The organism is Streptomyces sp. NPDC044044 (assembly GCF_056434405.1).
The window spans coordinates 230,527-255,567 of the sequence record NZ_JBWKFG010000007.1 but is presented as its reverse complement, the minus strand read 5'-3'; the positions used below and the strand labels follow the sequence as shown (position 1 = coordinate 255,567).

Sequence of the window (25,041 nt, the reverse complement as noted above, 5' to 3'; positions counted from 1 at the left end):
AGAACCGAAAGAAGGCTGATCGTGGCCCTATCGACGTCCAGCGCCATCACGCTGAACATCAACGGCGAAAAGCACACGCTGCCCGTCGACCACCGCACCACCCTGCTCGACGCCCTGCGCGAGCGCCTCGATCTGACCGGCACCAAGAAGGGCTGCGACCAAGGGCAGTGCGGCGCCTGCACGGTGCTGATCGACGGACGCCGTGCGGTCTCCTGTCTGCAGCTCGCCGTTGCCTCCGAGGGGCGTGAGATCACCACCATCGAAGGCGTGGCGGCGGAGGGGGATGAGCTGCACCCGGTGCAGCAGGCATTCCTCGACCTCGACGGTTTCCAGTGCGGCTACTGCACACCGGGCCAGATCTGTTCGGCCATCGCGGTCATCGAGGAGCACGCGGCGGGCTGGCCCAGCGCCGCGACCACCGACGTACGGCCCGAAGCGGGCGTTCCCGAGCTGAGCGCCGACGAGATCCGGGAGCGCATGAGCGGCAACCTGTGCCGCTGCGGCGCGTATGTGTCGATCGTCCAGGCGGTCGCGCAGGCGGCAGCCGCCGAGACCGAGGGTACGGAGGCCGTGGCATGAGGGAATTCGGATATCAGCGGGCGCTCGACGTCCCCGGCGCGGTCGCGCTGCTCGGCACCGACCCCGACGCGCGCGTCCTGGGCGGCGGCACGAACCTCGTCGACCTGATGAAGACCGGCGTGGAGCGGCCCGGACTGCTCATCGACGTACGCGAGTTGCCCCTCGACCGGATCGAGGCGACGGACGACGGCGGGCTGCGGATCGGCGCCACCGTCACCAACAGCGACCTCGCGGCCGATCCCGAAGTGCGCCGCCGCTACCCCGCGTTGGCGGAAGCCGTCCTGGCCGGGGCCTCGGGCCAGCTGCGCAACATGGCCACCGTCGGCGGCAACCTGCTCCAGCGCACCCGCTGCGGCTACTTCGCCGACCTGTCCAAACCGTGCAACAAACGCGACCCCGGCAGCGGCTGCCCCGCTGTCGGGGGTGAACACCACAACCACGCCATCCTCGGCGCCACCGAGCACTGCGTGGCCGTCCACCCCTCCGACATGGGGGTGGCGCTCGCCGCCTTCGACGCCGTGATCTCGTACGAAACGGCCGATGGCACCGGCGAGTTGCCGCTCGCGGACTTCTATCTGTCCGTGGGCTCCACCCCGCACCTGGAGACCGCGCTGCCGTCCGGCGCACTCATCACCGGCATCACCCTGCCGCCCGCCCCGGTCGCCGCCCACTCCCGCTACCGCAAGGTGCGCGAGCGCGCGTCGTACGCCTTCGCGATCGGCTCGATCGCCGCCGCGCTCGACGTCCAGGACGGCGTCGTACGCGAAGTGCGCCTGGCCTTCGGCGCGGTGGCGTCCCGGCCGTGGCGCGCACGGGAGGCCGAGCGGGCCCTGACCGGGGGCCCCGCGACCGCCGAAGCCTTCGCCGCCGCCGCGGACGCCGAACTGGCCGCCGCGCAGACCCTGCCCGACAACGGCTACAAGGTGACGCTGATGCGCAACCTCGTGGTCGCCCTGCTGACCGAGCTCACCGAGGAGGCGACCCGATGACGGCGCGTACCGCGACGACCACGTCCACCGGTTCCGCGAGCGCCGTCGGCGCTTCGTTCACCCGTGTGGAGGGCCGGGAGAAGGTCACCGGCGCGGCCCGGTACGCGGGGGAGATCCCCTTCGCCGAACTCGCCCACGGCTGGCTGGTCCTCTCCACGATCGCCCGCGGCCGGATCCTGTCGGTCGAGTCGGACGCCGTCCGCACGATGCCCGGCGTCCTGAGCGTCCTGCACCACGGGAACGCCCCGCGCGTCGACAGCGACTACGTCAGCATGCTCGGCCCGCCCGACCCGATCGTCGAGGTCTTCCAGCACGACCGGGTGCCCTTCGTCGGCTGGCCGGTGGCGCTCGTCGTCGCCGAGACCTCCGAGCAGGCGAGAGAGGCCGCCGAGGCGCTGGTGGTGCGGTACGAGGAGGAGTCGCACGACGTCGCCTTCTCCGCGGGCCACCCCGGCACGTACACGCCGGACGGCGACGGCATGCTGGTGGAGAAGGGCGACCTGGAGGCCGAACTCGCCGCGTCCGCCCACGTCGTGGACGCGGAGTACACCACCCCCGAAGAGCACCACAGCTCCATGGAACCGCACGCGGCGATGGCGCGCTGGGACAACGGACGCCTCGAAGTCGTCGACTCGAACCAGGGCAGCACCTGGGTCGCGGACGAGCTGGCGAAGCTGTTCTCGCTCGACCCGGCCTCGGTGCGGGTGCGGTCCGAGCACGTCGGCGGCGCCTTCGGGTCCAAGGGCGTACGCGTGCACCAGATCCTCGCCGTGATGGCGGCGACACAGCTCGACCGCCCCGTCAGGGTCGTCCTCAGCCGCCGCCAGCTGTTCTCGCTCACCGGCTACCGCAGCCCCACCGCCCAGCGCGTGCGGCTCGGCGCCGACACCGACGGACGGCTGCGCGCCGTCGACCACCAGGCGCACAGCCTCACGTCGACGGTGCACGAGTTCGTGGAGACGAGCGCCGGGTTCGGACGTCCCATGTACGCATCCGACGCCCACCGCAGCGTCAACCGCGTGGTGCGCCTCGACGTGCCGACGCCGACCTACATGCGCGCGCCCGGCGAGGCCCCCGGTTCGTTCGCCCTGGAATCCGCGCTCGACGAACTCGCCGAGCGGTGCGGCGTCGACCCGATCGCGCTGCGCGCCCGCAACGAACCGGACGTGGGCCCCGTGTCCGGTCTTCCGTTCGCAAGCCGCAATCTCCTGTCCGCCTTCCAGGAGGGTGCCCGCAGGTTCGGCTGGGCGGACCGGGACCCGCGTCCCGGGCTGCGGCGCGAGGGGCGCTGGCTGCTCGGCACCGGCACGGCGGCGGCCACCTTCCCGGTGATCGTCGCGCCGTCCACGGCCGCCGTGACGGCGGAGGCCGACGGCACCTTCACGGTGCGGATCACCGCCGCGGACGTCGGTACGGGCGCGCGGACCGCGCTGACCCTGATCGCCGCGGAAGCCCTGGAGGTGCCCCAGGAGCGCGTCCATGTGCGCATCGGGGACAGCAATTTCGGCCCGGCGGCGATCTCCGGCGGTTCGATGGGCACCCGCTCCTGGGGCTGGGCGGTCACGGCGGCGGTGGCCGAGCTGCGGGAGCAACTGGCCCTGGGCGGCGACATCCCGTCGCAGGGAATCACCGTGCGCTCCGACACCAGTGCGGCCGTCGGAGGCCTCTCGCAGAAGGAACGGCACTCCTACGGCGCGCAGTTCGCCGAGGTCGCCGTCGACGTCACCACCGGTGAGGTGCGCGTGCGGCGCATGCTCGGCATGTTCGCGGCGGGCCGGATCATCAACCCGCTGACCGCACGCAGCCAGTTCGTCGGCGGGATGACCTGGGGCCTTTCCATGGCCCTGCACGAGGAGGCCCACCGGGACCAGGCGACGGGCGGCCACGTCGGAGCCGACTTCGCGGGCTACCACTTCGCCGCCAACGCCGATGTGCCGGTCATCGAGGCGGACTGGGTGGAGGACACGGACGCGGACGACCCGATCGACATCAAGGGCATCGGCGAGATCGGCATCGTGGGGGCCGCCGCGGCGATCGCCAACGCGGTCTGGCACGCCACCGGCGTACGCCACCGGAATCTGCCGATCCGGCCCGACCGCATCCTGAACGGAGGAGGAGCCCCGGGTGCTTGACATCGCCGAAGAGCTGAACCGCTGGGCCGAGGAGGGCCGGGACTTCGCCGTCGCCACCGTCGTGACGGTGGGCGGCAGCGCGCCGCGCGACCCCGGCGCGGCCCTCGCCGTCGACAGCGAGGGCACGGCCATCGGTTCGGTCTCCGGCGGCTGCGTGGAAGGAGCGGTGTACGACCTGTGCGTCCAGGCGCTCCAGGACGGCACGGCCGTGCGCGAGCGGTTCGGCTACAGCGACGAGGACGCCTTCGCGGTCGGCCTGACCTGCGGCGGCGTCATCGAGGTCCTGGTCACGCCGCTCGGCGCGGACGCGCCCGACAGGCAGGTCTTCGCGGCGGCGCTCTCGGCCGCGGCCCGGGGGGAGGCGGCAGCCATCGCCCGGGTGGCCGAGGGCCCGGCCGAACTCCTCGGCAGGGTCGTGCTCGTCCACCCCGACGGTTCGTACGAAGGAGGTCTGGACGGTCATCCGGACCTCGACCGGACGGTGGTGGGGGAGACCCGCGCGATGCTGGACGCGGGCCGCACCGGCGAGTTCGTCGCGTCGGAGAGCGGTTCGCGCTGCGGGGCGCCCCTGACCCTGTTCGTCGAGTCGAGCGTGCCGCCGCCCCGCATGATCGTGTTCGGTGCGATCGACTTCGCCGCGGCCCTGGTGCGCACGGGCAAGTTCCTCGGCTACCACGTGACCGTGTGCGACGCCCGTCCGGTCTTCGCCACGCGGACCCGCTTCCCCGAGGCGGACGACATCGTGGTCGACTGGCCGCACCGCTACCTCCGGGACACCGCGACCGACGGCCGCACGGTCTTGTGCGTCCTCACGCATGACGCCAAGTTCGACATCCCGTTGCTGGAGGTGGCCCTGCGGCTTCCGGTCGCGTTCGTCGGTGCGATGGGCTCGCGCCGCACCCACGAGGACCGCGACCAGCGTCTGCGCGAAGTCGGCGTCGGCGACGAGGAGCTGGCCCGCCTGCACTCCCCGATAGGGCTCGACCTCGGGGCCCGCACGCCGGAGGAGACCGCCCTGTCCATCGCGGCCGAGATCGTCGCGGCGCGGCGGGGCGGGTCGGGCGTTCCGCTGACCGGTGCCGGGACGCCCATCCACCACGAGGCGGGCGCCGCCGGGGCGGGCGGCTCCCACGCGGCCGCGTGACATGACCGGGCGCGGGGCGGTCGCGGTGTTCGGTCACCGCGGCCGCCCTCGCCCTCACTGAGGCTCCACCGCCTCCCACAGCAACTGCACCGGATGCCAGGCGTCGCGCTCGGTCCCGTGGAAGATCTGCTGACGGCAGGACACACCCGTGGCGACCACGACCGTTTCGGCGTCCTCCGCCTCGATCGCGGGGAAAAGCCGGTCCTCACCGACCGTCATCGACACCTCGTAGTGCTCGGACTCGAAGCCGAAGGAACCCGCCATCCCGCAGCAGCCGGCGTCCAGTTCGTCCACCGTAGCTCCCGGGATCCGCTTCAGGAGCGCGACGGTCGCGGCCGTGCCGACCTCCGCCTTCTGGTGGCAGTGACCGTGGTAGAGCAGCTTGCGTCCAGCGAGCCAGGAGTCGCCGCGCAGCCGGAGCCGACCGTCGTCGATGGCCTCCACCAACAGCTCCTCGACCTGGCGCACCCTTCCCGCGATGTCCTTGACCGCGGCGTCGTCGGGCAGCAGGGCCCGGTGTTCGTCGCGCAGCGTCATCAGGCACGAGGGCTCGCACCCCACGATCGGCGAGCCGGGCTCGCTCGACTTCCGCAAGGCGTGCGCGAGTTGGCGCGCCTTGTTCTTGGCGTCGTCCACCAGGCCCTTGGAGAGGCTTGACCTGCCGCAGCAGCCGCCGCTCTCCAACCGCACCTGCCACCCCGCCCGTTCGAGGAGCTCGATGGCCGCGCGGCCGATGCCCGGTTCGGTGAACGTGGTGAAGGAGTCGGCGAGATAGGTGACGGTGCCCTGGGTGGCCGGATGCGCGGCGGGCGTACGGCGCCGGAACCAGCGCAGCAGATTGCGGCGCTCGAACACCGGCAGCGGCCGCTGCGGGGCGATGCCGACCAGGCGGTCCATGAGCCGGCGCACCGGTGTGATGCGGCCCGGCAGATTGGACAGCGGGGCGGTCGCGGACCCCAGGCGGTTCAGGACGCGGATCGCGCCGAACAGGCGTGAGCGCAGCGGCACTCCGTGGGTGTCGTGGTAGTGCGAGAGGGTCTCGCTCTTGAGCGTGGCCATGTCGACACCGAGGGGGCATTCGCTCTTGCACGCCTTGCACATCAGGCACAGGTCGAGGATCTCGTGCAGCCGTTCGTCCCCCAGTGCGGCCTTCGGGTCGGGCTCGGAGAGCGCCTTGACCAGGGCTCCCGCCCGGCCGCGGGTGGAGTCCTCCTCCTTGCGGGTCGCCATGTACGAGGGGCACATGGCGCCGCTGCCGGACTTGCGGCACAGGCCGATGTTCATGCACCGGTCCGCCGCCGCCCGCATGCCGCCACCGCCCACGACCTCGAAGGACAGGCGGGTGCGCAGCGGCTCGGCGGGCGTGAGCGCCGCGTCGCGCAGGTTCTCCGTCATCGGCGCCGCGTCCACGATCTTGCCGGGGTTGAGCACTCCTGCGGGGTCGAAGAGCCGCTTGACCTGGCGCATCGCCTCGTACAGCTTGTCGCCGAAGATCTCCCGGTTGAACTCGCTGCGCGCGAGACCGTCGCCGTGCTCGCTGGAGTTCACGCCGCCGTACTCGGCGACCAGGTCCTTCACCTCCTCCGCGACGGCACGCATCCGGCTCACGTCCGCCGGGTCGGCGAGGTCGAGATAGGGGCGGATGTGCAGACAGCCGACCGAGCAGTGGCCGTAGAACCCGGCCGTCATGCCGTGCCGGTCGAGGACGTCCTTGAACCTGCGGGTGTAGTCCGCGAGGTGCACGGGGTCGACCGCGGTGTCCTCGACGAAGGCGAGCGGGCGCCGGGTGCCCTCGCTGGCGGCCATCAGCAGGCCGAGCCCCGCTTTGCGGACCTTCAGGAGGGACGACTGCTGGGCCGGGGTGACGGCCTGGAGGGTGTGGTAGCCGTGTCCGTGCCGGGACCACAGCTTCGTGAGCTGCCGCATCCGGTCGAGGAGTTCGGCCTCGTCGTCGCCCGTGAAGGAGACGAAGAGCAGGGCTTCGGGTTCGCCTTCGAGGAGGTCGCCGAGCGCCGCGTACTCGATCTTGCGCCGGGACAGATCGAGGATCGTACGGTCCATCAGCTCCACGGCGGCCGGATCGCAGGCCAGCGCGTCCTCCGTGCCCGCGATGGCTGCGGCCACGGAGGTGAAGTGGCCGACGGCGATCACCGTGCGGCTCGGCTTGGGCACGAGATCGACGAGGGCGCTCGTGGCGACGGCGAGGGTCCCCTCCGAGCCGACGACGAACTTGGCCAGGTCGAAGGCCGCGTCCTCGCGGGCGAGCCGGTCCAGGCGGTAGCCGCAGGCGCGGCGCCAGTGCTCCGGGAACCCCTCGGCGATGGCTGCCGCATTGGCCCGGACGATCTCGGGCAGTTCCCGGTACAGAGCGCCCTCAAGCGTCGACTGCCCCGCGCGGTGCGCGCGTTCGGCCTCGTCGACCCGGCCCAGGGGCACCCGGCTCCCGTCCGAGAGCACCACGTCGAGTTCGCGGACGTGGTCGATGGTCATGCCGTAGCGCACCGAGCCGCTGCCGGCCGAGTTGTTGCCGATCATCCCGCCGATGGTGGCGCGGTTGCTGGTCGAGGTGTCCGGGCCGAACATCAGCCCCCACGGGCTCGCGGCGCGATTGAGCTGGTCCTGTACGACACCGGCCTCGACCAGGGCCGTGCCGGTGGCCGGGTCGAGCTCGACGATGCGGTTCATGTGCCGGGACAGATCCAGGACGAGGCCGGGCCCGACGGTCTGGCCCGCCAGGCTGGTTCCTGCCCCGCGTGGCACGACGGGCACCCGGTGGGCAGCGGCGGCCGTGACCGCCGCGGCGACGTCGTCGGCGTGCCGGGGGAAGACCACGCCCATCGGCGTGATGGCGTACATGCTCGCGTCCCGGGCGAACAAGTGCCGGGTGTAGTCGTCGAATTGGACCTCTCCGTCGAGATCCCTGACCAGGTCCTCGTGGAGACCACGGGCCTGTTCCTGGCGCTCGGCGCCTTCGGCGCTGTCGTGCGTGGGGCTCTCGCCCTCGGTGACGGTCATGCTCGGCAACCTCCTCGGCCGGTTGGGGAGTCGGGCGGGCGCACGGCCGTCGTCACCCGGCGCGCAGGACGTCCAGGGCGTCGGTGAGCCCGCCGGGGTCGATGCGTACACCGGCCAGCTGAAGGCCCATCTGCACCCCGGCGAGCGTGCCCGCGAGCGTCAGGTCGTTGAAGTGCCCGAGGTGGCCGATGCGGAAGATCCGTCCGGCGAGCTTGCCGAGGCCCGCGCCGAGGGACATGTCGAACCGCTCAAGGATGATCTTCCGCACCTTGTCGGCGTCCTGGTCCTCTGGCATGAGCACCGCGGTCAGCGAGGACGAGTACTCGCGGTCGTCGGCGCACAGCACCTCAAGTCCCCAGCCCCGTACGGCGTTTCGGGTGGCCTCCGCGTGCCGGTCGTGCCGGGCGAAGACCGCGGGAAGGCCCTCCGCCTGGAGCATCCGCAGGGCTTCGGCGAGGCCGTAGAGGAGGTTGGTCGCGGGGGTGTACGGGAAGAAGCCGCGCCGGTTCGCCTCGATGATCGGCTGCCAGTCCCAGTAGGACCTGCGCAGCCGCGCTGTGCGGGAGGCGGCCAGAGCCTTCTCGCTCACCGCGTTGAAGCCGAGCCCCGGCGGGAGCATCAGCCCTTTCTGGGACCCGGCGACGGTGACGTCGACGCCCCATTCGTCGTGTCGGTAGTCGATCGAACCCAGTGAGGAGATCGTGTCGACGAGCAGCAGCGCGGGATGTCCCGTCGCGTCCATCGCCTGCCTGATGTCGGCCACCCGGCTGGTCACGCCGGTCGACGTCTCGTTGTGCACCACGCAGACGGCCTTGATCGTACGAGCGCTGTCCGCGGCGAGGCGTTCGGCGACCGCCTCGGGTGAGGCGCCGTGGCGCCAGTCGCCGGGCACGAAGTCGACGTAGAGGCCGAGACCCGTGGCCATCTGCTGCCAGAGCGTGGCGAAGTGGCCGGTCTCCACGTGCAGCACCCTGTCGCCGGTGCTGAGCGTGTTGACCAGGGCTGCCTCCCAGGCGCCGGTGCCGGAGCCGGGGAAGAGCACGACGGGTCCCGTGGTGCCGAAGACCGGCTTCAGCGAGGCGAGCAACTCCGTGGTCAGCGCCGCGAATTCGGGGCCCCGGTGGTCGATCGTCGGCGCCGACATGGCGCGGAGCACCTGGTCGGGGACGTTCGTGGGGCCGGGTATCTGCAGGAAGTGCCGCCCGGGTCGAGAGGTCACAGTGGCCAACTCCCTTGCTATGCGTGCCGCATTGTGGCACGGTGTGTCGTAAGGTGGCACGGGGAGCGTAGGGGTCGACCCGGTGGGGAGTCAACGGATGCAGAGCGTTCTCAACGCACTTCGCGTACTGGAAGAGGTCGCCGCGCGGCAGCCGATCGGCGTCGCCGACCTGGCCCGCGGCCTGGAGCTGCCCAAGAGCTCCGCGCAGCGCGCCCTGCGCACACTGCACGAGGCGGGCTGGATCCGCCCGGCCGCCGGCGAGGTCACCCGCTGGGTCGTGACCACCAAGGCCTTGCAGGTCGGACGGCGTGCCACGGGGGAGTTGAGCCTGCGGGACGTGGCTCTGCCGCTCATGGAAGAGCTGCGGCGGCGCATCGACGAGACGGTCCATCTGACCGTCCCGGACGGCGACAAGGTGGTGCTCATCGAGCGACTGGAGACCTCCAAGCCGGTGCGAATCATCCTGGCGCTGGGCACCCAGCTGCCCCTCCACGCCTCCGCGAACGGCAAGGCGGTCCTCGCGGTGAGCCCCCGGGAAGTGATCGACCGTCAACTGGACCTGGGTCTAGAGGAGTTCACGGGCTCGACCATCACGGACAGGGAGCGGCTGCTCGCCGAGCTCGCGCGGATCAGGGAGCGGGGGTACTCCACCAACGGCGGGGAGTGGCGCGACGACGTGTCCGCGGTCGCCGCCGCCGTGTGGGACGAGTCGGGGACGCCGGTCGCGAGCATCAGCGTCAACATGCCGACGAGCCGAATGACGCAGGAGGCGAGCGCCGCGTACGGGGCCCTGGTGAGTGAGACCGCGCGGCAGGTCAGCGCGGCGTTGGGGCATCCGCGGCAGGGGGGCGGGGGCATTCCCGAGGCCGGGCGCTGACGAACTCGACCCGGTCGCCGCCCCGCTTCCACCCCGTCTCCACGCCGCGCAACGCATTCGGGCGTTCCCCTTGACGCCCCGGGAAGCGCACTCCAATACTCCCCATTGCGAAAGCTCAATTCCGCCAGGCGGAATTCATCATCCCCCCTGGGCTCATGCGGCCCAGGGGTGGACGTCCGTGCGCGCCGTCATCCACCGCGCACTCTTCGGCGCCGCGCGCACCCCTCGTCACGCGCCCCGGCGCACCGCGACATGACCATCGGCCGACGGCAAGGGAGCCCTCGTGTCAGATCAAGTCATCTCCATCATCGCCCTGGTCCTTGTCTTCGCCATCGCGACCTTCTCCGCAGTCCACCTGGGTGCGCTCGCCCTCGTGGCCGCATTCATCATCGGCTCCACCGTGGCGGACGAGTCGACGGACGATCTCTTCTCCGGGTTTCCCGGCGACCTGTTCGTCGTCCTCGTCGGCGTCACGCTTCTGTTCGCCATAGCGAAGAACAACGGCACGGTTGACTGGCTCGTGAACGCCGCCGTGAAAGCGGTGCGGGGCCGGATCGCCCTCATTCCCTGGGTCATGTTCCTCGTCACCGCCATGCTCACCGCCGTCGGCGCGGTCACCCCCGCTGCCGTCGGCATCGTCGCCCCCATCGGCCTCGGCTTCGCCGTCGCCTACGGCATCAATCCCGTGCTCATGGGGCTGCTCATCGCCAACGGAGCGAGCGCCGGAGGCTTCTCCCCGATCGGCGTGTTCGGCAGCATCACCAACAACGTGGTCGAGCGCAATCACCTGCCGGGCAACCCCGCCCTCCTGTTCACCGCCTCGTTCCTGTTCAACGTGGTGCTGTGCGTCATCGTCTTCTTCGTCTTCGGCGGACGACGATTGCTCGGGCAACGCGCAGGAACGTACAAAGACGGTGGCGACACAAACGCCGGCAGTGAACGCCATGACGACGCGCCACCGCCCGGCGAAAGCGGCGGACCCGGCGGCGAACTGGTCGGGGCGGGCGGGGCACCCCGGCGCGCCCTCGCCGTCGCCACGACCACCACCCCCACGGCGCGGGACGAACCCCTCAAGCTCGACGGCCCGCGCGCGCTCACCCTGCTCGGACTGCTCAGCCTCGTCGCCGGAGCGCTCTTCTTCGACCTCGACGTCGGCCTGATGGCGCTCAGCATCACCGTCGTCCTGTCCCTGGTCTCCCCGAAGTCGGTCACCGGAGCCGTGGACCGGTGCGCGTGGTCGACCGTGCTGCTGGTCTGCGGCATCGTCACCTACGTGAGCCAGATGGAGCGCATGGGCACCATCGACTACCTCGGCAAACAGGTCGCCTCCATCGAGGCACCCCTCATCGGCGCCCTGCTGATCTGCCTCATCGGCGCCCTGGTGTCCGCCTTCGCCTCGACGACCGGCATGCTCGGCGCGCTGATCCCGCTGGCCGTGCCCTTCCTGCTCGCCGGTGAGGTGGGAGCGGTCGGACTCATCACGGCACTGGCCATCTCCGCGTCGGTGGTGGACGCCTCACCGTTCTCCACCAGCGGAGCACTGGTGACCGCCAACACTCCCGAGGACCAGAGGGACTTCGTCTTCCGGCGCCTCATGGCCTGGGGGCTCGGCATCGCCGTGATTGGCCCCCTCGTCACCTGGGCCCTGTTCGTCGTGCCCACCTCGCTGTGAGGCCGTACGGGTATGGGCCGGTGCCGTACGTCGTCGTGCCACCCGTCAGGGTGTCGGGATGCCGCCCGGCCGCGCCGGCCGCCCGAAACGGACCGGAACGCCCGGCGAATACAGCACGCTCACCGGATCCCCGACCGGTCGCGGCAGCCCCGCGGCCGCGACCAGGTCCTCGTCGCACTCGATCAGGTCGGCCCGGTGCAGCGGCCAGCGCGGATGGACGTTCGGCAGGAACATCTGCCGCCCGAAGAAGGTGTTGTGCATCCCCCACCGGGCCGTCAGGAAGTGCTCGAAGTCGGTGGGGTCCTCGACGCGCTCGCCCACCCGGACGGCGATCCGGCTGTGTGCCCCGCGCGGGCCCGGCCAGCGCCTGGCACTCGTGTACGTGACGTTGTCGCCGCTGCGGTGGATGCTCATCCGCGACCACTGGTACGGCAGCCGGAAGGCTCCGCGTGCGACCGCCACCGGAATCAGGCGCGAGGCGTCCAGGGAGCGGAAGACGACGCCGCGGCGGCCATGGGCGTCCACCGAGTAGAGGCGCACGTTCGTCTCGGGAAACGTACCCAGATAGGGGATGCCGGGCAGCCGGAACCAACCGACCCGGTGCATGCGGAACGCGACGAGGCCCACATAGGTCACCCCGTCGTGCAGGTCGGGAACCGTCCCGGCCGGAAGGAGGGGCGCTACGTCCGCGGGGTCCACGGCCCAGTGCACGAAGGCAAGGTCGAGCCACGACTGCGTGAGCAGCGGGTTCTCGGCAAAGACGGGCGGATCGGCGGTTATCGGTTCCGGCACGGCGGGAGTGAGGACCACGGCATCAGCATCGCAGGGACCCCGGCCGCGCCCGGAACGGGGGCGGACATCCGGGCGGGCACGGCCGCTGACCTGGGGCAGCCGCGCATGACTGAGCCTGCGGCGCATGACTGAGCCCCCGGACACTGACGGTGTCAGCGTGTCCGGGGGCTCGGTCCGATCCGGTTCAGGAACGCGGCCTGCGGTCCTGCTCGGCCCGCTCCGCGTTCTTCTCCTTGATGCGTACCGTCTCCTTGCGGACCTCGGCCTGGGTGGCGCGCTCCTTCTGCAGCCACTCGGGGTTGTCCGTCTTGAGCGCGTCGATCTGCTCCGTGGTGAGGGCCTCCGTGACCCCGCCACGTGCGAGACCGGCGATGGACACGCCGAGCTTCGACGCGACGACCGGCCGGGGATGCGGGCCGTTGCGCCGCAGCTCCTGCAGCCACTCGGGCGGCTCGGTCTGCAGGGCGTTGAGCTCGGTGCGCGAGACGACACCCTCCTGGAACTCGGCGGGGGTGGCCTCGAGGTACACACCCAGCTTCTTCGCCGCGGTCGCGGGCTTCATGGTCTGGGTGGTCTGGTGCGACGTCATGGTCCCCAGGGTATCGAGCATGTGAGCTACCGCCGACCACGACCGGTAACCTGGCGGAGTGACAGACTCGCAAGTAACCCCTTCGTTCAGGCTCGCGTATGTCCCGGGGGTGACGCCCACCAAGTGGGTGCGGATCTGGAACGAGCGGCGGACCGACGTGCCGCTGACCCTCGTGGCGGTGGATCCCGGCGAGGCGTTCGAGCTCCTGCGGGGCGGCGGCGCCGACGCGGGATTCGTCCGGCTGCCGGTCGACCGCACCGACCTCAGCGCGATCCCCCTCTACACCGAGACGACGGTCGTGGTGATTCCCAAGGACCACGTCATCGCGGCGGTCGACGAAGTGACGACCGAGGACCTGGCCGACGAGATCGTGCTGCACCCCCTAGACGACACACTCGCCTGGGAGAGCCTGCCGGGACAGCCCGCGAACGAGCGCCCCGCCACCACGGCGGACGCCATCGAGCTGGTGGCGGCGGGCGTGGGCGTCCTGGCCGTCCCCCAGTCGCTCGCCCGGCTGCACCACCGCAAGGACCTCACCTACCGGCCGCTGGCGGAAGCCCCCGAGTCAAGGGTCGCCCTCTCGTGGCCCGAGGACGCGACCACGGACCTGGTGGAGGACTTCATCGGCATCGTCCGGGGACGCACGGTCAACAGCTCACGTGGCCGCACCCAGACTCCCGCCGCAGGGTCGGCCACGGACCAGTCGAAGCGCAAGAGCCCCGACAAGGGCGGCGCCAGGCGGAAGCCGACGGCCGGCAAGCCCACCGGAAAGACCGGAAAGACCGGGAACCCCGGAAAGAGCGGCAAGAGCGGGACGCCCGGCAAGAGCACACGCAGCGGTTCCGGCGGCGCCGCCAAGGGCGGCAAGAAGGGCAAGACCCGCCGTCGGCCGTAGCCCCGCCGTCGGCCGTGGCCCCGGCTTCGTCGTCTCCCTCAGGACACGTCGCGGCAGCCTCACCCGGCGCCGTTCTGCCGCGCCCACCAGGCGAGCACCCCGCCGAGCACGATCAGCAGGCAGATGGCCGCATTGGTCCGCTTGTAGGCGACGAGGACCGCGGTGAACTCGCGGATCGTCGCGGTGGGCCAGAAGTACGCGGCGGTGGGCGAGCCCACCACGTGGCCCCTGATTCCGGTCCGCCGAGCCGTGAGGGCGGCCCGGAAGGCGTGGTAGTTGTTCGTGACGATGACGCACCGGTAGTCCGGCTTCGTCTTCTCCATGATCGCCTTGCTGAACCGCAGATTCTCGTCGGTCGTCGTCGAACGGTCCTCCCGCTCGATCAGGTCGGCGGGAAATCCACGGGCGATCAGATGGTCGGCCATCGCGTGGCTCTCCGGCACGTCCTCGTCGGGACCCTGGCCTCCCGAAGTGATGAGCACCGGCGATCCGCCCCGCTTGGCGAGGCCCGCGTGCACCGCATGCGCACGCGTGAGGCGACTGGCCAGCAGAGGCGGCACGGTGGAGCCCCCGACGAGTCCCGAACCGAGTACGACCACGTAGTCGGCCTTGCGGCGCACCCGCAGCCGCCCGTACAGGAACGCGTAGAAGACGAAACTCAGGAACAGGAACGAGAGGTAGCCGGCGAGACCGCCGGCCGCCACGCCCACCCCGACCCACAGCGGTGTCCGCACGACCACGGCCGTGACCAGCAGCGCCACGACAGCCAGGACGCACAGAGCGGCCAGCAGCGAGAGCAGGTTGGTGGGGCTCCTGCCTTCCTTGCGCACCATCTGCAGGCCGTTGAGGAACAGAAGACAGGTCAGTACGAGGATGCCGAGCGCCCCCAGGACCAGCAGCGCCCACGCGACGGCCTGCCCCGATGCCGAACCGGACCTGACCAGTTGGAACACCCAGGCCGCTAGAGCACAGAGCACGGCGAGTCCCAGGATCACGGCATTGCTGAATTTCCTGCGCTCGCGCACCACGCGCACGCAGAAGACGAGGAACAGGAGCGCCGCCGGGGCGTAGACCAACATCCGCACAGCGTAGGCGCCGTGAGCCCACGCCTCGCACCGGAGTCGGAACCGGCACCAGAACCGGCACCAGAACCCGAATCAGGACCGGACCAGGATCAGGATCAGAACCAGAATCGGAGCCGTCCGCTGCAGTGATCTCCGGGGTCAGGCCGTGCCCTTTGAGGGCTACGGGGAGTTGACCCCGGTATGAAGAAGCGAAGCGTACTGGCCGTTGCCTCTCTCGCCGCCGGGGCTGTCATCGCCGCGATCAGCCCGCCCCCGGGGGCGGACACGGCCGACACGAAGGGGCCCGCCCACGCCGCGGGGACGCTGGAGGAGATCGGCGACGCCGAACCGTGGACCAACAGCGCCCCGCCGACGCCCGGTGCCGGTGTCGGTGTGGTCGCCCCTGACATCTCCAGCACTCAGACGCTCTGAGGCGACCGACGCGGGGCCGGGACGTACGCGTCCCGGCCCCGCGTCGCTCCCCCCCGGAAGAACACGTGGAGCTCGCGCCCACACCTGGAGGACCCACTTGTCCCGAACCCGACTGGCGCGCAAGAGCGCGACCCGACTCGCAGCCGCGCTGGCCTTGAGTCTGCTGACGCTTCCGCTGCTCGGCGGCACCGCCGCAGCCGGTGGCACGTGCTTTGCCACCCACGCCGATGCCCCGATCTACGCCGGTGACAACCCGTGGACCGAGATCGTCGGCTACCTCGATCCCGGCACCCCGGTGAACGGCACCCGCCAGGGCGTGGACGCCTTGTGGCAGGTCTCGCGCACCGACAACGGCCAGAAGCTCGGCTATATGCGGCCCGCCGACCTCACCTGCGACGGCGGCTGACCGCTCGACCGCACGGCCCTGGCTGATGCCCCACATGCCCCACATGCCCCTGACGGGCTGCGGAATCCAGGAGAGCGCTCCAGGAGAGCGCTCTCCTGTGCTGCATTCCCTCTGCATCCTTCATGCGCCGCACTGAGGCGCCAACGCCCGTAAGCCGCTTCTTCAAGTTGCCGCCGGACGGCGTCGACTGGCGCGGCGGCGCCCGGATGCACGGGCGCCGCGCCCCCAACGCCCTCTGACCAACCGGAAGTTGCGCAGAGCGGCTCACGCGACCGGGGGAGCGGCCGGTCTCGTACGTCATGTGCGTGCCGCGGAGCCGCAGTCGTCGGCATCCATTCGTTCACCTTCTCTTGACACGTTCGTGTCACGGTGGGAACACTCCGGGAGAGCGCTCTCCCGGCTCTGTTGCCGTAACGGGTGCTCTGCAACAGGTGCCCCAGGGCTGCCGTTTGGCGTGCCCTCGGCCACTCATGTCCCCACCCGGTGTCCGGGAGCGCACGGCCACGGCTCCCGGCAGGCCGGTCCCCCCCGTCCCTCTCCACGTGGCAGGAGGTCTCCATGGCACGGAGATCGAGAACGATCTCAGGAGCGCTCATCGCGGGCGCCCTGATACTGAGCTCACTCGGCATCGGCGGCATCGCGGTGAGCGCCGACAACGCGTCGCAGTCCCGGTCGCCGAAGGCCATGGCATCGCACGCGGGACACGCCATGGCCGCATCCACCCGCGCTTCCGATGAGGACGCCGACGCGGACGGGTACATCCCCGCGAAGCCGACCGTCACCGGCGTCAAGCCGTCGGCCAAGGCGCCCCCGCACCGCTACTTCCACGAGTTCCAGGCGCACTGTTCGGTCTCGCACACCGCCCCCGACGACCCCGTCGTCTATCCCGGGCAGCCCGGCAAGTCGCACGACCACACGTTCATGGGCAACACCACGACGAACGCCCACAGCACCACGGGGTCGCTGGACAGCGGCTCCACCAAGTGTCTTGCTCCCGGTGACAGGTCGGCGTACTGGATGCCCACGCTGTACAACGGCGACAAGGAGATCCGTCCCGTAGGGGATCAGACGATCTACTACAAGGCCGGGGTCACCGACTACACGAGCGTGCGGCCCTTCCCCAAGGGGCTCAGGTTCGTCGTCGGCAGCCCGATGCAGACCGCGCAGGAGTTCCGTGACCATCCCGGCTTCGTCGAAGGGTGGGAGTGCGGGACCAGCTACTTCAACGTCGAGTTCCCCAAGGACTGCCCCACCACGGCGGACACCCAGCTCAACATCCGTTTCCAGGCGCCCAGTTGCTGGGACGGCAAGTCGCTGGATTCCCCGAACCACCAGAGCCACATGTCCTACCCGGTGGTCAAGGACGGCACCAACGACAACATCTGCCCGACCAGTCACCCCGTCGCCCTGCCGATGGTCGAGTTCAAGATGGCGTTCCCCGTCAACGGGGATCTGTCGAAGGCCCGTCTGGCGAGCGGCGCGAGCCACTCCTTCCACTACGACTTCTTCAACGCGTGGGACGACGCGACGCTGAAGGCGATGGTGGACCACTGCATCGTCGGCGGCCTGCAGTGCGACCCGCGCGGCTATGACCAGACGCACCCCGAAGCGGGCGCGGCACTCGACGAGAACTACGAGCTGCCGTGACCGAGACCTGTGAAGGGCGGGGCTCCCTCCCGCCCTTCACAGGCGCCCGCCCCCACTCCGCACCTTCCCCCTCGCCCCGACACCTCATCCCCCTCGCCCAGGAGACCCCCATGCGCAGACCTGGTACCGCTCTCTCCCCACGCAGCATCGTGGCCCCCGCGATAGCGGGCCTGCTCGTGGCCGGCGCGCTCGCGCTACCCGCACAGCAGGCGCACGCGGCCGGCAGCGTCGTGAAGGTGACCGGTTCGCAAGGCGACTGGCAGCTCACCGTCGACGGCTCGCCCTACCAGGTCAAGGGCCTGACCTGGGGGCCTTCGGTCGCCGACGCGGACAAGTACATGCCCGACCTGCAGTCCATGGGCGTCAACACCATCCGTACCTGGGGCACCGACGCCTCCAGCAAGCCGCTGTTCGACTCCGCCGCCGCCCACGGCATCAAGGTCGTCGCGGGCTTCTGGCTCCAGCCCGGCGGCGGCCCGGGAAGCGGTGGCTGTGTCAACTACCTGACGGACACCGAGTACAAGAACAAGATGCTCGACGAGTTCCCCAAGTGGGTGGACACCTACAAGGACAACCCCGGTGTCCTGATGTGGAACGTGGGCAACGAGTCGGTGCTCGGGCTGCAGAACTGCTACGCCGGTGACGAACTGGAGAAGCAGCGCGACGCGTACACCACCTTCGTGAACGACGTCGCCAAGAAGATCCACGCGGTGGACCCCAACCACCCGGTCACCTCCACCGACGCCTGGACCGGGGCCTGGCCGTACTACAAGAAGAACGCCCCGGACCTCGACCTCTATGCCGTCAACGCCTACAACGCCGCTTGTGAGATCAAGGCCGACTGGGACAAGGGCGGCTACACCAAGCCCTACATCGTCACCGAGACCGGTCCCGCGGGGGAGTGGGAGGTCCCCGACGACGCCAACGGGGTTCCCGAGGAGCCGACCGATCAGGCGAAGGCCGCCGGTTACACCAAGGCCTGGGACTGCGTCACCGGTCACCGCGGCGTCGCGCTCGGTGCCACCATGTTCCACTACGGCACGGAGTACGACTTCGGCGGCGTCTGGTTCAACCTGCTTCCCGCGGGCCAGAAGAGACTCTCGTACTACGCGGTGAAGAAGGCCTACAAGGGCAGCACCGCCGGTGACAACACCCCGCCGGTGATCTCCGATCTGGCCGTGGACGGCGACGCGGGCAAGGTCCCCGCGGGTGGCCCGCTCACCCTCACCACCAAGGTCAGCGACCCCGACGGCGACGCGCTCTCGTATGAGGTGCTGGCCAACAGCATGTACATCGACAAGAACAAGGACCTCACCCCGCTGACCGCCACGGACCAGGGGTCGGGCCGCCTGAAGGTCACGGCGCCGGACAAGCCCGGCGTCTGGAAGATCTACGTCAAGGTCACCGACGGCAAGGGGAACGTCGGCATCGAGACGCGGTCCGTGCGCGTGGTGGTGCCGCCGGTCGACGGCACGAACGTCGCCCTGGGCAAGCCCGCGACCGCCTCCTCCTTCCAGCCCGGCAGCGGGGACTGCCCGTGCCCCGCGGCCAACGCCGTCGACGGCAAGAACGGCTCGCGCTGGGCCAGCGACTGGAGCGACCCGCAGTGGCTCCAGGTCGACCTCGGCGCCACCACCTCCTTCAAGCACGTGCAGCTCAACTGGGAGACCTCGTACGCGAAGACGTACACGATCCAGACCTCCGACGACGGACAGAACTGGAAGACCGTGCACGAGGTGCGCGGCGGCAACGGCGGTGTCGACGACTTCGATGTGAGCGGCTCCGGCCGCTACGTGCGGGTCAACGGCACGGAGCGAGGCACCGGATACGGCTACTCGCTCTACGAGTTCGGTGTCTACAAGTGATCGACGACTGACCGTCGACTGATCTGTGACCGGTCTGCGACTGATCCGGCTTCGGCGCCGCATCCTCGCCGGGGGCAGGAGGAGCAACGAATGACGCGGGACGAACTGCTCACGCTGGTGGGCACGCTGGACCTGGCGCAGAAGGTGGGTCTGCTGACCGGAGCCACGGTGTGGCGCACCCGGGCCGAACCAGCCGTGGGGCTACGGGAGATGGTCTTCTCGGACGGTCCCGCCGGAGTACGGGGGGAGGCGTGGGACGAACGCAGTCCCTCGCTGCTCCTGCCCTCCGCCTCCGCCCTTGGCTCCCTGTGGGACGAGCGACTCGCCGGTCAGCTCGGCGAGCTGCTCGCCCATGAGGCCCTGCGCAAGGGCGTGCACGCGGTCCTGGCGCCCACCTTGAATCTCCACCGCACCCCGCTGGGAGGGCGCCACTTCGAGTGCCTGGCCGAGGATCCGGAACTGGCCGCCCGCACCGGAGTCGCCCTGATCCGCGGTATCCAGGCCCACGGCGTCGCCGCGACCGCCAAGCACTACGTGGCGAACGACTCGGAGACCGAACGGCTCACCATGGACGTACGGGTGGACGAGCGGACCCTGCGCGAGGTGTATCTGGCCCCGTTCGAGGCCGCCGTCAGGGCGGGCGTGTGGCTCGTCATGAGCGCGTACAACGGCGTCAACGGCACGACGATGACCGCCAACGAACTGTTGGCCGAACCACTGAAAGGAGAGTGGGGATTCGACGGGGCCGTCGTCTCCGACTGGGGCGCCGTGCGGCTGACGGCCGAGAGTGCTGCGGCCGCCCAGGACTTCGCGATGCCCGGCCCGGAGGGTCCATGGGGCGAGGCCCTGGTGGCCGCCGTCCGGAGCGGCGGCGTTCCCGAGGAGGCGATCGACGACAAGGTGGTACGTCTGCTCACCCTGGCCGACCGGGTCGGCGCGCTCGGGAGCGGACGCACGCTCCCGCCGCGCGCATGGCCCGGTGGCACCGCCCGCCATCTGCTGCGGCGGGCCGTGGCGGCCGGCACCGTGCTGCTGCGCAACGACGACGTCCTGCCCCTGGACGTCTCAGCGCTGCACAGCGTGGTGGTCATCGGACGGCACGCCTGCGCGCCCCGGCTCCAGGGAGAAGGCAGCGCCGGGGTCTACCCGGCGGCCGTCGTCACGCCACTGGACGGTATCCGGGCGCGGCTGCGCGGTCGGGCCCAGGTGTCGTACGCCCCGGGCCTGGACCTAGGCGGGCAGCCACTGCCGCTGGATCCCGCACGGTGCGAGAACCCCCTGACCGGGGAGTCCGGCGTACTGATGCGGGTCCTGGACGCGTCCGGGCGTGAGCTCTCCGCCGAACACCGCCTGTCCGGACGGCAGTTGGAGCCTTCTCTCGCACCGCGGGCGCACACCGTCGAGATCAGCGCCCTGGTCCGCCCGCTCGGCGACGGAAAGTGGACGTTCGGCGTGGGCGGCTACGGCCGGATGAGTCTCGCCGTGGACGGACACCTGCTGGTGGAGGGGGAGTTCGCGCGCGACACCGAGGATCCCGCCGTCATCCACCTCGACCCTCCACGCCGGCATGCCTCGGTCTGGCTGGCCGGCGGCCACGCCGCGCACGTCGTGGCACGCCGGGAGCTGGCGCCCGGCACCGGCCGCGCCGTCGTCGTGACGGCCGCGGCGCCCGAGCCGGATCCCGAACAGGCGCTGGCCGAAGCGGTCGAGGCCGCGCGGGACGCGGACGTGGCCATCGTCGTGGTCGGCACCACCGGCGGCAGCGAGTCCGAGGGCCACGACCGCACCTCGCTCACACTCCCCGGCCGCCAGGACGAACTGGTCGCGGCGGTGGCGGCCGCGAATCCGCACACCGTGGTCGTCGTCAACTCGGGCGGGCCGGTGGAGCTGCCCTGGCGGGAGCAGGCAGGGGCGGTGCTGCTGTCGTGGTTCCCCGGGCAGGAAGCGGGATCCGGGCTCGCCGACGTCCTGTTCGGGCAGGCCGAACCGGGCGGCAGGCTGCCCACCACCTGGGCAGCCGCCCTGGCGGACGTGCCGGTCAGGGACACAACACCGCGCGACGGTGTGCTCGAGTACGCGGAGGGCCTGCACATCGGCTACCGGGCGTGGCTGCGGGCGGGCCTCGAACCCGCCTACTGGTTCGGTCACGGCCTGGGCTACACGACGTGGAGCTACGAACGCCTTCGGGCGGCGGGAGCGGTCGACGCCGACGGGATCGACGGGATCGAGGGTGGAGAGGCGCTGGTCGTCGAGGTCCAGTTGCGCAACACGGGCGTGCGCCCGGGACGTGAGGTGGTGCAGGTCTATCTCGCGCGGCCCGACTCCGCCGTGGAGCGCCCGGTCCGCTGGCTCGCGGGCTTCACGGCGGTCCGGGCGGAGCCGGGGGAGACGGTGACGGCATCGGTGCGGGTACCGGCCAGGATGCTGCGCCACTGGGACACGCGGGCGGGCCGATGGCGTACCGAAGCGGGTCTGTGGCGGGTCCTCGCGGGGCGCAGCGCGGGGGATCTGCCGCTGACGGCGACGGTACGCAGGTCAAACGGCCGCCGGTAGCCGGGGAGTCGGCGCGGGAGAGCGCTCTATGAGCCTTCGGGTGCGGGGCGTTAGGGTTCCCGAATGGACAGACAGATGCCGACGCTGGAGGACGTGGCGCGCGAAGCGGGGGTTTCACGCGCCACCGTCTCCCGGGTGGTCAACGGCGTGCGCAATGTCGCCCCCGCCATCCAGGACGTGGTCCGGGCGGCCATCGAGCGTACGGGCTACGCGCCCAACCGGGCGGCGCGCTCCCTGGTGACCCAGCGCGCGGGCACCATCGCCCTGGTCGTCTCGGGCGCCGGGGACAACTCCGACACCGCGCAGAACGCGTTCGCCGCCCGGGTGTTCGCCGACCCGTTCTTCGGCAGGGCGGTCAGCGGGGTGGTGGGATTCCTGCGCCCGCGTGCCATGCATCCGGTGCTGATGTTCGCGGAGACCGAGGACGCCCGCCAACAGGTCCTGACCTACCTGCGCCAGGGCAACGCGGACGGCGCCCTGGTCGTCTCGACACACGCCAAGGACCCGCTGCCTGCCCTGCTCGCCGAAGCGCGGCTGCCCGCGGTGTTCTTCGCGCGCCCCGCGCTGCGGGCCCACGCCACGTTCGTCGACTTCGCACACCGGGACGGGGCGAGGCTGGCCGCCGACCATCTCCTGGCCCGCGGCTGCAGACGGGTGGCGACCATCTCGGGCCCCTTGGACATTCCCGCGGGCCGGGAACGCCTCGCCGGTTTCCAGGACGGCATGGAACGGGGCGGCCAGCCCTACATCCCCGTCGTCGAGGGCGGGTTCACCCTGGAGAGCGGAGCGAAGGCGATGCGCCGCCTGCTGGCCGAGCATCCCGACGTCGACGGCGTGTTCGCGGCCAACGACCTGATGGCACAAGGCGTGTGCCAGGTCCTGAGGGAACAGGGCAGGCGGGCGCCTCAGGACGTGGCGGTGGTCGGATTCGACGACTCGAGCGTGGCGGTCACCTGCGTGCCCCCGCTGACGACGGTGCGGCAGCCGGTCGAAGAGATGGGCGCGGAGATGGCCCGGCTGCTGCAGGAACAGATAGAGGGCGTACGGACCGACCCCACCTCAGTGATCTTCGAGCCGGAACTTGTGGTGCGTGAGTCCGCCTAGCGCGACGGCGGGCCGTCAGCGGCGGTGCATGGTCTGCAACGCCTCGACCAGCACCTTCGGTTCGTGCCCGCCCTTGTAGACGGGCGGGGGCTGCTTGTCGAGACCGAGCAGCCGCGCGACGGCGGTCCAGGCGGTGCGCACCGAGTACTCGACCGTGAACACCACGTCGTCGGGGACCTCGGCGTACTGCCCGATGAAGGCGAGGTTGGTGGAGCCCTCCGGCACGACCGGAGCCCGGTCGCCCGCGCTGCGCACCAGGAACTGGCTGGTGATGTACGGCATCAGGGCCGGGCGCACGATCGAGTGGTCGAGGATCTCCGGGCCCTCCTCGAAGCGCAGGTGGTGCAGGACCTCGTCGAGGATCTCCCGGCCGGTGCACTCGCGCATCGGCTTGCGGACGAAGTCGCCCTCCTCGTCCGGGAACAGGGCGTAGCCCCACCAGACGAAGGTGTCCTCGGGCTGGTCATGGAAGTGCGGCTGATGGTTGAGGACGATGGTCAGGAGCCACTTGGAGTCCTTGAAGGTGATCAGCCCGCCCTTGCCGGCCTCGCTGCCGCTGAACTTCTCCATCAGCTTGAAGAAGGTGGGGTCCTTGGTCGTGACCGTGAAGGACTCCCAAGTCGACTCGGGGATCGAGGAGTTGAAGACCTCCGGCTTGCCGAGCCCCGGCCGCTTGGCGGCGAGGGTCTCCCACAGGCGCCAGGCGCCGTCGCGTCCCGAGGTGTCCAGGGCGGGCACCGTGTCGGTGGACCCGAGGGTCGAACCGGCCGTCATCGAGCCATTGGTGACCATGACGAGGTCGTCGGCCCCGAGCGTGATCTCCTCGGTCCGGCCGCCCCGCGTGCAGCTCAGAGCCTTGACGGTGAGGGCGTCGCCGTCGGTCAGGGTCAAGTCGGTCACCTGGGTGCCGAGTTGGACGCTCACGCCCTGATCGGTGAGCCACTTCAGGAGCGGGCGCACGATCGAGTCGAACTGGTTGAAGCGGGTCCGGTAGATCCCCGACATGGAGTCGAAGGTCTTGAAGAGGTGGATGAAGCGGTTGAGATAGCGGCGGAACTCGATCGCGCTGTGCCACGGCTCGAAGGCGAAGGTGGTGCACCACATCCACCAGAAGTTCGTGCGGAAGAACTCCGGGCTGAAACAGTCGGTGATGCGCTTGCCGTCGAGCAGCTTCTCGGGGGTGCCCACGCACTTGACCAGTTCGAGACGGTCACGCTCCGAGAAGCCCATGGAGTGCGAGTCGATCACCTTGCCGTTGGCATCGACGAGCCGGGCGTGGTCGTCCCAGGCGAAGTCCTCGTGGAAGGCGAAGGTGTCATCGGTCACCGACTTCGACGGATCGTCGAGTGAGGGGATCGAACCGAGCAGGTCGTACGTGCATTCGAAGTGGATCTCGAACATCCGGCCGCCACGCATCGTGTACCCGGTCTCGGGTGACCCGGAGGCGTCCAGACTCCCGCCCTCACGATCCTGTTCCTCCAGCACGACGATGTCGGATCCCGCGAATCCGCCCTCGCGGATCAGGAACGCCGCCGCCGACAGGGACGCGATTCCGCTGCCCACCAGATACGCCTTCGCCATGAACGCCTTCTTCCGAGTTGGATGCGTACGCCGTGCCGCTCGCGCCCTCAGCTTCAAGGGGTCCCCCCTCCCGTGCAGCAGGGGGCGCCCGAACGGGTTACCGCAGGCAGGGGCGCCGGGGCGGGCCACCGGATGCGTATCGCGCCCCGCAATGTGAGTCTGGTGGTGGGGGCGACACAGAGAGGCGACTGCGCATGTCAGTCATGGACAAGCTCAAGCAGATGCTCAAGGGCCACGAGGACAAGGCCGGGCAGGGAATCGACAAGGCGGGTGACTTCGTCGACGGGAAGACCCAGAACAAGTACTCCGGCCAGGTCGACACCGCCCAGGACAAGCTCAAGGACCAGCTCGGCAGGGACCAGGGCCAGCCCCCGCAGCCGTAGGTCCGGCCTCGCAGTCGTAGGTCCGGCCCCGGCAGCCCTAGGGCGCCCGGCGATTGTCAGTGCCCGCCGCTAGCCTGGGTTCTTCCATCCGCGCTGTGGCTGC

20 protein-coding genes are annotated in these 25,041 nt (G+C 70.6%); 14 read left to right on the top strand and 6 right to left on the bottom strand.

What is annotated here, in order from left to right; translation table 11 throughout:
* Positions 1–21: 21 nt before the first annotated feature.
* From AC07AG_RS26725 to AC07AG_RS26710, 4 genes are read left to right on the top strand one after another with little or no spacing between them, the layout of a single operon-like run.
* Entirely contained in the window at positions 22–579 is a 558-nt protein-coding gene (locus AC07AG_RS26725; RefSeq protein ID WP_478758325.1) for a 2Fe-2S iron-sulfur cluster-binding protein, read from the top strand.
* Positions 576–1,568: an FAD binding domain-containing protein gene (locus tag AC07AG_RS26720; RefSeq protein WP_478758323.1), complete on the top strand. Its 993-nt coding sequence runs from the start codon at positions 576–578 to the stop codon at positions 1,566–1,568. The genes AC07AG_RS26725 and AC07AG_RS26720 overlap by 4 nt, the downstream gene beginning before the upstream one ends.
* A complete protein-coding gene (locus tag AC07AG_RS26715) occupies positions 1,565–3,700 on the top strand; it encodes a xanthine dehydrogenase family protein molybdopterin-binding subunit (RefSeq protein WP_478758322.1) in 2,136 nt (711 codons plus the stop codon). Before AC07AG_RS26720 ends, AC07AG_RS26715 begins: the two co-directional genes overlap by 4 nt.
* Complete coding sequence (locus AC07AG_RS26710) at positions 3,693–4,844, top strand: XdhC family protein (protein ID WP_478758320.1); 1,152 nt, start codon at positions 3,693–3,695, stop codon at positions 4,842–4,844. The genes AC07AG_RS26715 and AC07AG_RS26710 overlap by 8 nt, the downstream gene beginning before the upstream one ends.
* A 54-nt stretch (positions 4,845–4,898) precedes the next feature.
* On the opposite strand, the gene AC07AG_RS26705 is transcribed toward AC07AG_RS26710, so the two are convergent.
* Together AC07AG_RS26705 and AC07AG_RS26700 are read right to left on the bottom strand one after the other, a co-directional pair.
* The gene (locus AC07AG_RS26705; RefSeq protein ID WP_478758318.1) at positions 4,899–7,859 is read right to left on the bottom strand and encodes an FAD-binding and (Fe-S)-binding domain-containing protein; all 2,961 of its coding nucleotides are present in this window, start codon (positions 7,857–7,859) and stop codon (positions 4,899–4,901) included.
* A 52-nt stretch (positions 7,860–7,911) separates the two neighbouring features.
* On the bottom strand, positions 7,912–9,078 hold the full coding sequence (locus tag AC07AG_RS26700; protein WP_478758317.1) for a pyridoxal-phosphate-dependent aminotransferase family protein: 1,167 nt from the start codon (positions 9,076–9,078) through the stop codon (positions 7,912–7,914).
* A gap of 97 nt (positions 9,079–9,175) precedes the next feature.
* Between AC07AG_RS26700 and AC07AG_RS26695 the strand changes: the two genes are divergently transcribed.
* A complete protein-coding gene (locus AC07AG_RS26695; protein ID WP_478758316.1) occupies positions 9,176–9,955 on the top strand; it encodes an IclR family transcriptional regulator in 780 nt (259 codons plus the stop codon).
* A 283-nt stretch (positions 9,956–10,238) separates the two neighbouring features.
* A complete protein-coding gene (locus AC07AG_RS26690; RefSeq protein ID WP_478758314.1) occupies positions 10,239–11,627 on the top strand; it encodes an SLC13 family permease in 1,389 nt (462 codons plus the stop codon).
* A gap of 45 nt (positions 11,628–11,672) precedes the next feature.
* Here the strand turns inward: AC07AG_RS26690 and AC07AG_RS26685 are convergent, their stop codons facing one another.
* Complete coding sequence (locus AC07AG_RS26685) at positions 11,673–12,419, bottom strand: YqjF family protein (protein ID WP_478758312.1); 747 nt, start codon at positions 12,417–12,419, stop codon at positions 11,673–11,675.
* A 184-nt stretch (positions 12,420–12,603) separates the two neighbouring features.
* Positions 12,604–13,008 (bottom strand): DUF5997 family protein, encoded by a 405-nt coding sequence (locus AC07AG_RS26680; RefSeq protein ID WP_478758310.1) that lies wholly within the window; start codon positions 13,006–13,008, stop codon positions 12,604–12,606.
* A 58-nt stretch (positions 13,009–13,066) separates the two neighbouring features.
* Between AC07AG_RS26680 and AC07AG_RS26675 the strand changes: the two genes are divergently transcribed.
* Positions 13,067–13,903 carry a LysR family substrate-binding domain-containing protein gene (locus tag AC07AG_RS26675; RefSeq protein WP_478758308.1) on the top strand — a complete coding sequence of 279 codons (837 nt, stop codon included), beginning with the start codon at positions 13,067–13,069 and terminating at the stop codon, positions 13,901–13,903.
* 59 nt (positions 13,904–13,962) lie between these two features.
* Here the strand turns inward: AC07AG_RS26675 and AC07AG_RS26670 are convergent, their stop codons facing one another.
* Positions 13,963–14,982 carry a YdcF family protein gene (locus AC07AG_RS26670; protein ID WP_478758307.1) on the bottom strand — a complete coding sequence of 340 codons (1,020 nt, stop codon included), beginning with the start codon at positions 14,980–14,982 and terminating at the stop codon, positions 13,963–13,965.
* 186 nt (positions 14,983–15,168) lie between these two features.
* Between AC07AG_RS26670 and AC07AG_RS26665 the strand changes: the two genes are divergently transcribed.
* The 6 genes from AC07AG_RS26665 to AC07AG_RS26640 all read left to right on the top strand — a co-directional run bounded on the left by AC07AG_RS26665 (position 15,169) and on the right by AC07AG_RS26640 (position 22,974).
* Positions 15,169–15,399, top strand: a complete 231-nt coding sequence (locus AC07AG_RS26665; protein WP_478758305.1) for a hypothetical protein — start codon at positions 15,169–15,171, stop codon at positions 15,397–15,399.
* A gap of 97 nt (positions 15,400–15,496) precedes the next feature.
* On the top strand, positions 15,497–15,805 hold the full coding sequence (locus AC07AG_RS26660) for a hypothetical protein (protein ID WP_478758303.1): 309 nt from the start codon (positions 15,497–15,499) through the stop codon (positions 15,803–15,805).
* Positions 15,806–16,363: 558 nt separating this feature from the next.
* Positions 16,364–17,452, top strand: a complete 1,089-nt coding sequence (locus AC07AG_RS26655; protein WP_478758302.1) for a DUF1996 domain-containing protein — start codon at positions 16,364–16,366, stop codon at positions 17,450–17,452.
* Positions 17,453–17,562: 110 nt separating this feature from the next.
* Positions 17,563–19,317, top strand: a complete 1,755-nt coding sequence (locus AC07AG_RS26650) for a discoidin domain-containing protein (RefSeq protein ID WP_478758300.1) — start codon at positions 17,563–17,565, stop codon at positions 19,315–19,317.
* A 90-nt stretch (positions 19,318–19,407) separates the two neighbouring features.
* Positions 19,408–21,870 (top strand): glycoside hydrolase family 3 C-terminal domain-containing protein, encoded by a 2,463-nt coding sequence (locus AC07AG_RS26645; RefSeq protein WP_478758298.1) that lies wholly within the window; start codon positions 19,408–19,410, stop codon positions 21,868–21,870.
* A 63-nt stretch (positions 21,871–21,933) separates the two neighbouring features.
* A complete protein-coding gene (locus tag AC07AG_RS26640) occupies positions 21,934–22,974 on the top strand; it encodes a LacI family DNA-binding transcriptional regulator (protein WP_478758296.1) in 1,041 nt (346 codons plus the stop codon).
* Positions 22,975–22,989: 15 nt separating this feature from the next.
* Here AC07AG_RS26640 and AC07AG_RS26635 read toward each other — a convergent pair whose 3' ends face one another.
* Entirely contained in the window at positions 22,990–24,612 is a 1,623-nt protein-coding gene (locus AC07AG_RS26635) for an oleate hydratase (RefSeq protein ID WP_478758295.1), read from the bottom strand.
* 137 nt (positions 24,613–24,749) lie between these two features.
* Here AC07AG_RS26635 and AC07AG_RS26630 point away from each other — a divergent pair, with 137 nt between their 5' ends.
* Positions 24,750–24,938 (top strand): antitoxin, encoded by a 189-nt coding sequence (locus tag AC07AG_RS26630; protein WP_478758293.1) that lies wholly within the window; start codon positions 24,750–24,752, stop codon positions 24,936–24,938.
* The last annotated feature ends 103 nt before the right edge of the window (positions 24,939–25,041 follow it).

What these genes read in the sequence shown, in the direction of transcription:
- AC07AG_RS26655 (WP_478758302.1), top strand. Translation starts at nt 16,364, where the DNA reads ATGGCACGGAGATCGAGAACGATCTCAGGAGCGCTCATCGCGGGCGCC.
- AC07AG_RS26630 (WP_478758293.1), top strand. Translation starts at nt 24,750, where the DNA reads ATGTCAGTCATGGACAAGCTCAAGCAGATGCTCAAGGGCCACGAGGAC.
- AC07AG_RS26665 (WP_478758305.1), top strand. Translation starts at nt 15,169, where the DNA reads ATGAAGAAGCGAAGCGTACTGGCCGTTGCCTCTCTCGCCGCCGGGGCT.
- AC07AG_RS26720 (WP_478758323.1), top strand. Translation starts at nt 576, where the DNA reads ATGAGGGAATTCGGATATCAGCGGGCGCTCGACGTCCCCGGCGCGGTC.
- AC07AG_RS26650 (WP_478758300.1), top strand. Translation starts at nt 17,563, where the DNA reads ATGCGCAGACCTGGTACCGCTCTCTCCCCACGCAGCATCGTGGCCCCC.
- AC07AG_RS26705 (WP_478758318.1), bottom strand. Translation starts at nt 7,859, where the DNA reads ATGACCGTCACCGAGGGCGAGAGCCCCACGCACGACAGCGCCGAAGGC.
- AC07AG_RS26695 (WP_478758316.1), top strand. Translation starts at nt 9,176, where the DNA reads ATGCAGAGCGTTCTCAACGCACTTCGCGTACTGGAAGAGGTCGCCGCG.
- AC07AG_RS26640 (WP_478758296.1), top strand. Translation starts at nt 21,934, where the DNA reads ATGGACAGACAGATGCCGACGCTGGAGGACGTGGCGCGCGAAGCGGGG.
- AC07AG_RS26670 (WP_478758307.1), bottom strand. Translation starts at nt 14,982, where the DNA reads ATGTTGGTCTACGCCCCGGCGGCGCTCCTGTTCCTCGTCTTCTGCGTG.
- AC07AG_RS26645 (WP_478758298.1), top strand. Translation starts at nt 19,408, where the DNA reads ATGACGCGGGACGAACTGCTCACGCTGGTGGGCACGCTGGACCTGGCG.
- AC07AG_RS26715 (WP_478758322.1), top strand. Translation starts at nt 1,565, where the DNA reads ATGACGGCGCGTACCGCGACGACCACGTCCACCGGTTCCGCGAGCGCC.
- AC07AG_RS26680 (WP_478758310.1), bottom strand. Translation starts at nt 13,008, where the DNA reads ATGACGTCGCACCAGACCACCCAGACCATGAAGCCCGCGACCGCGGCG.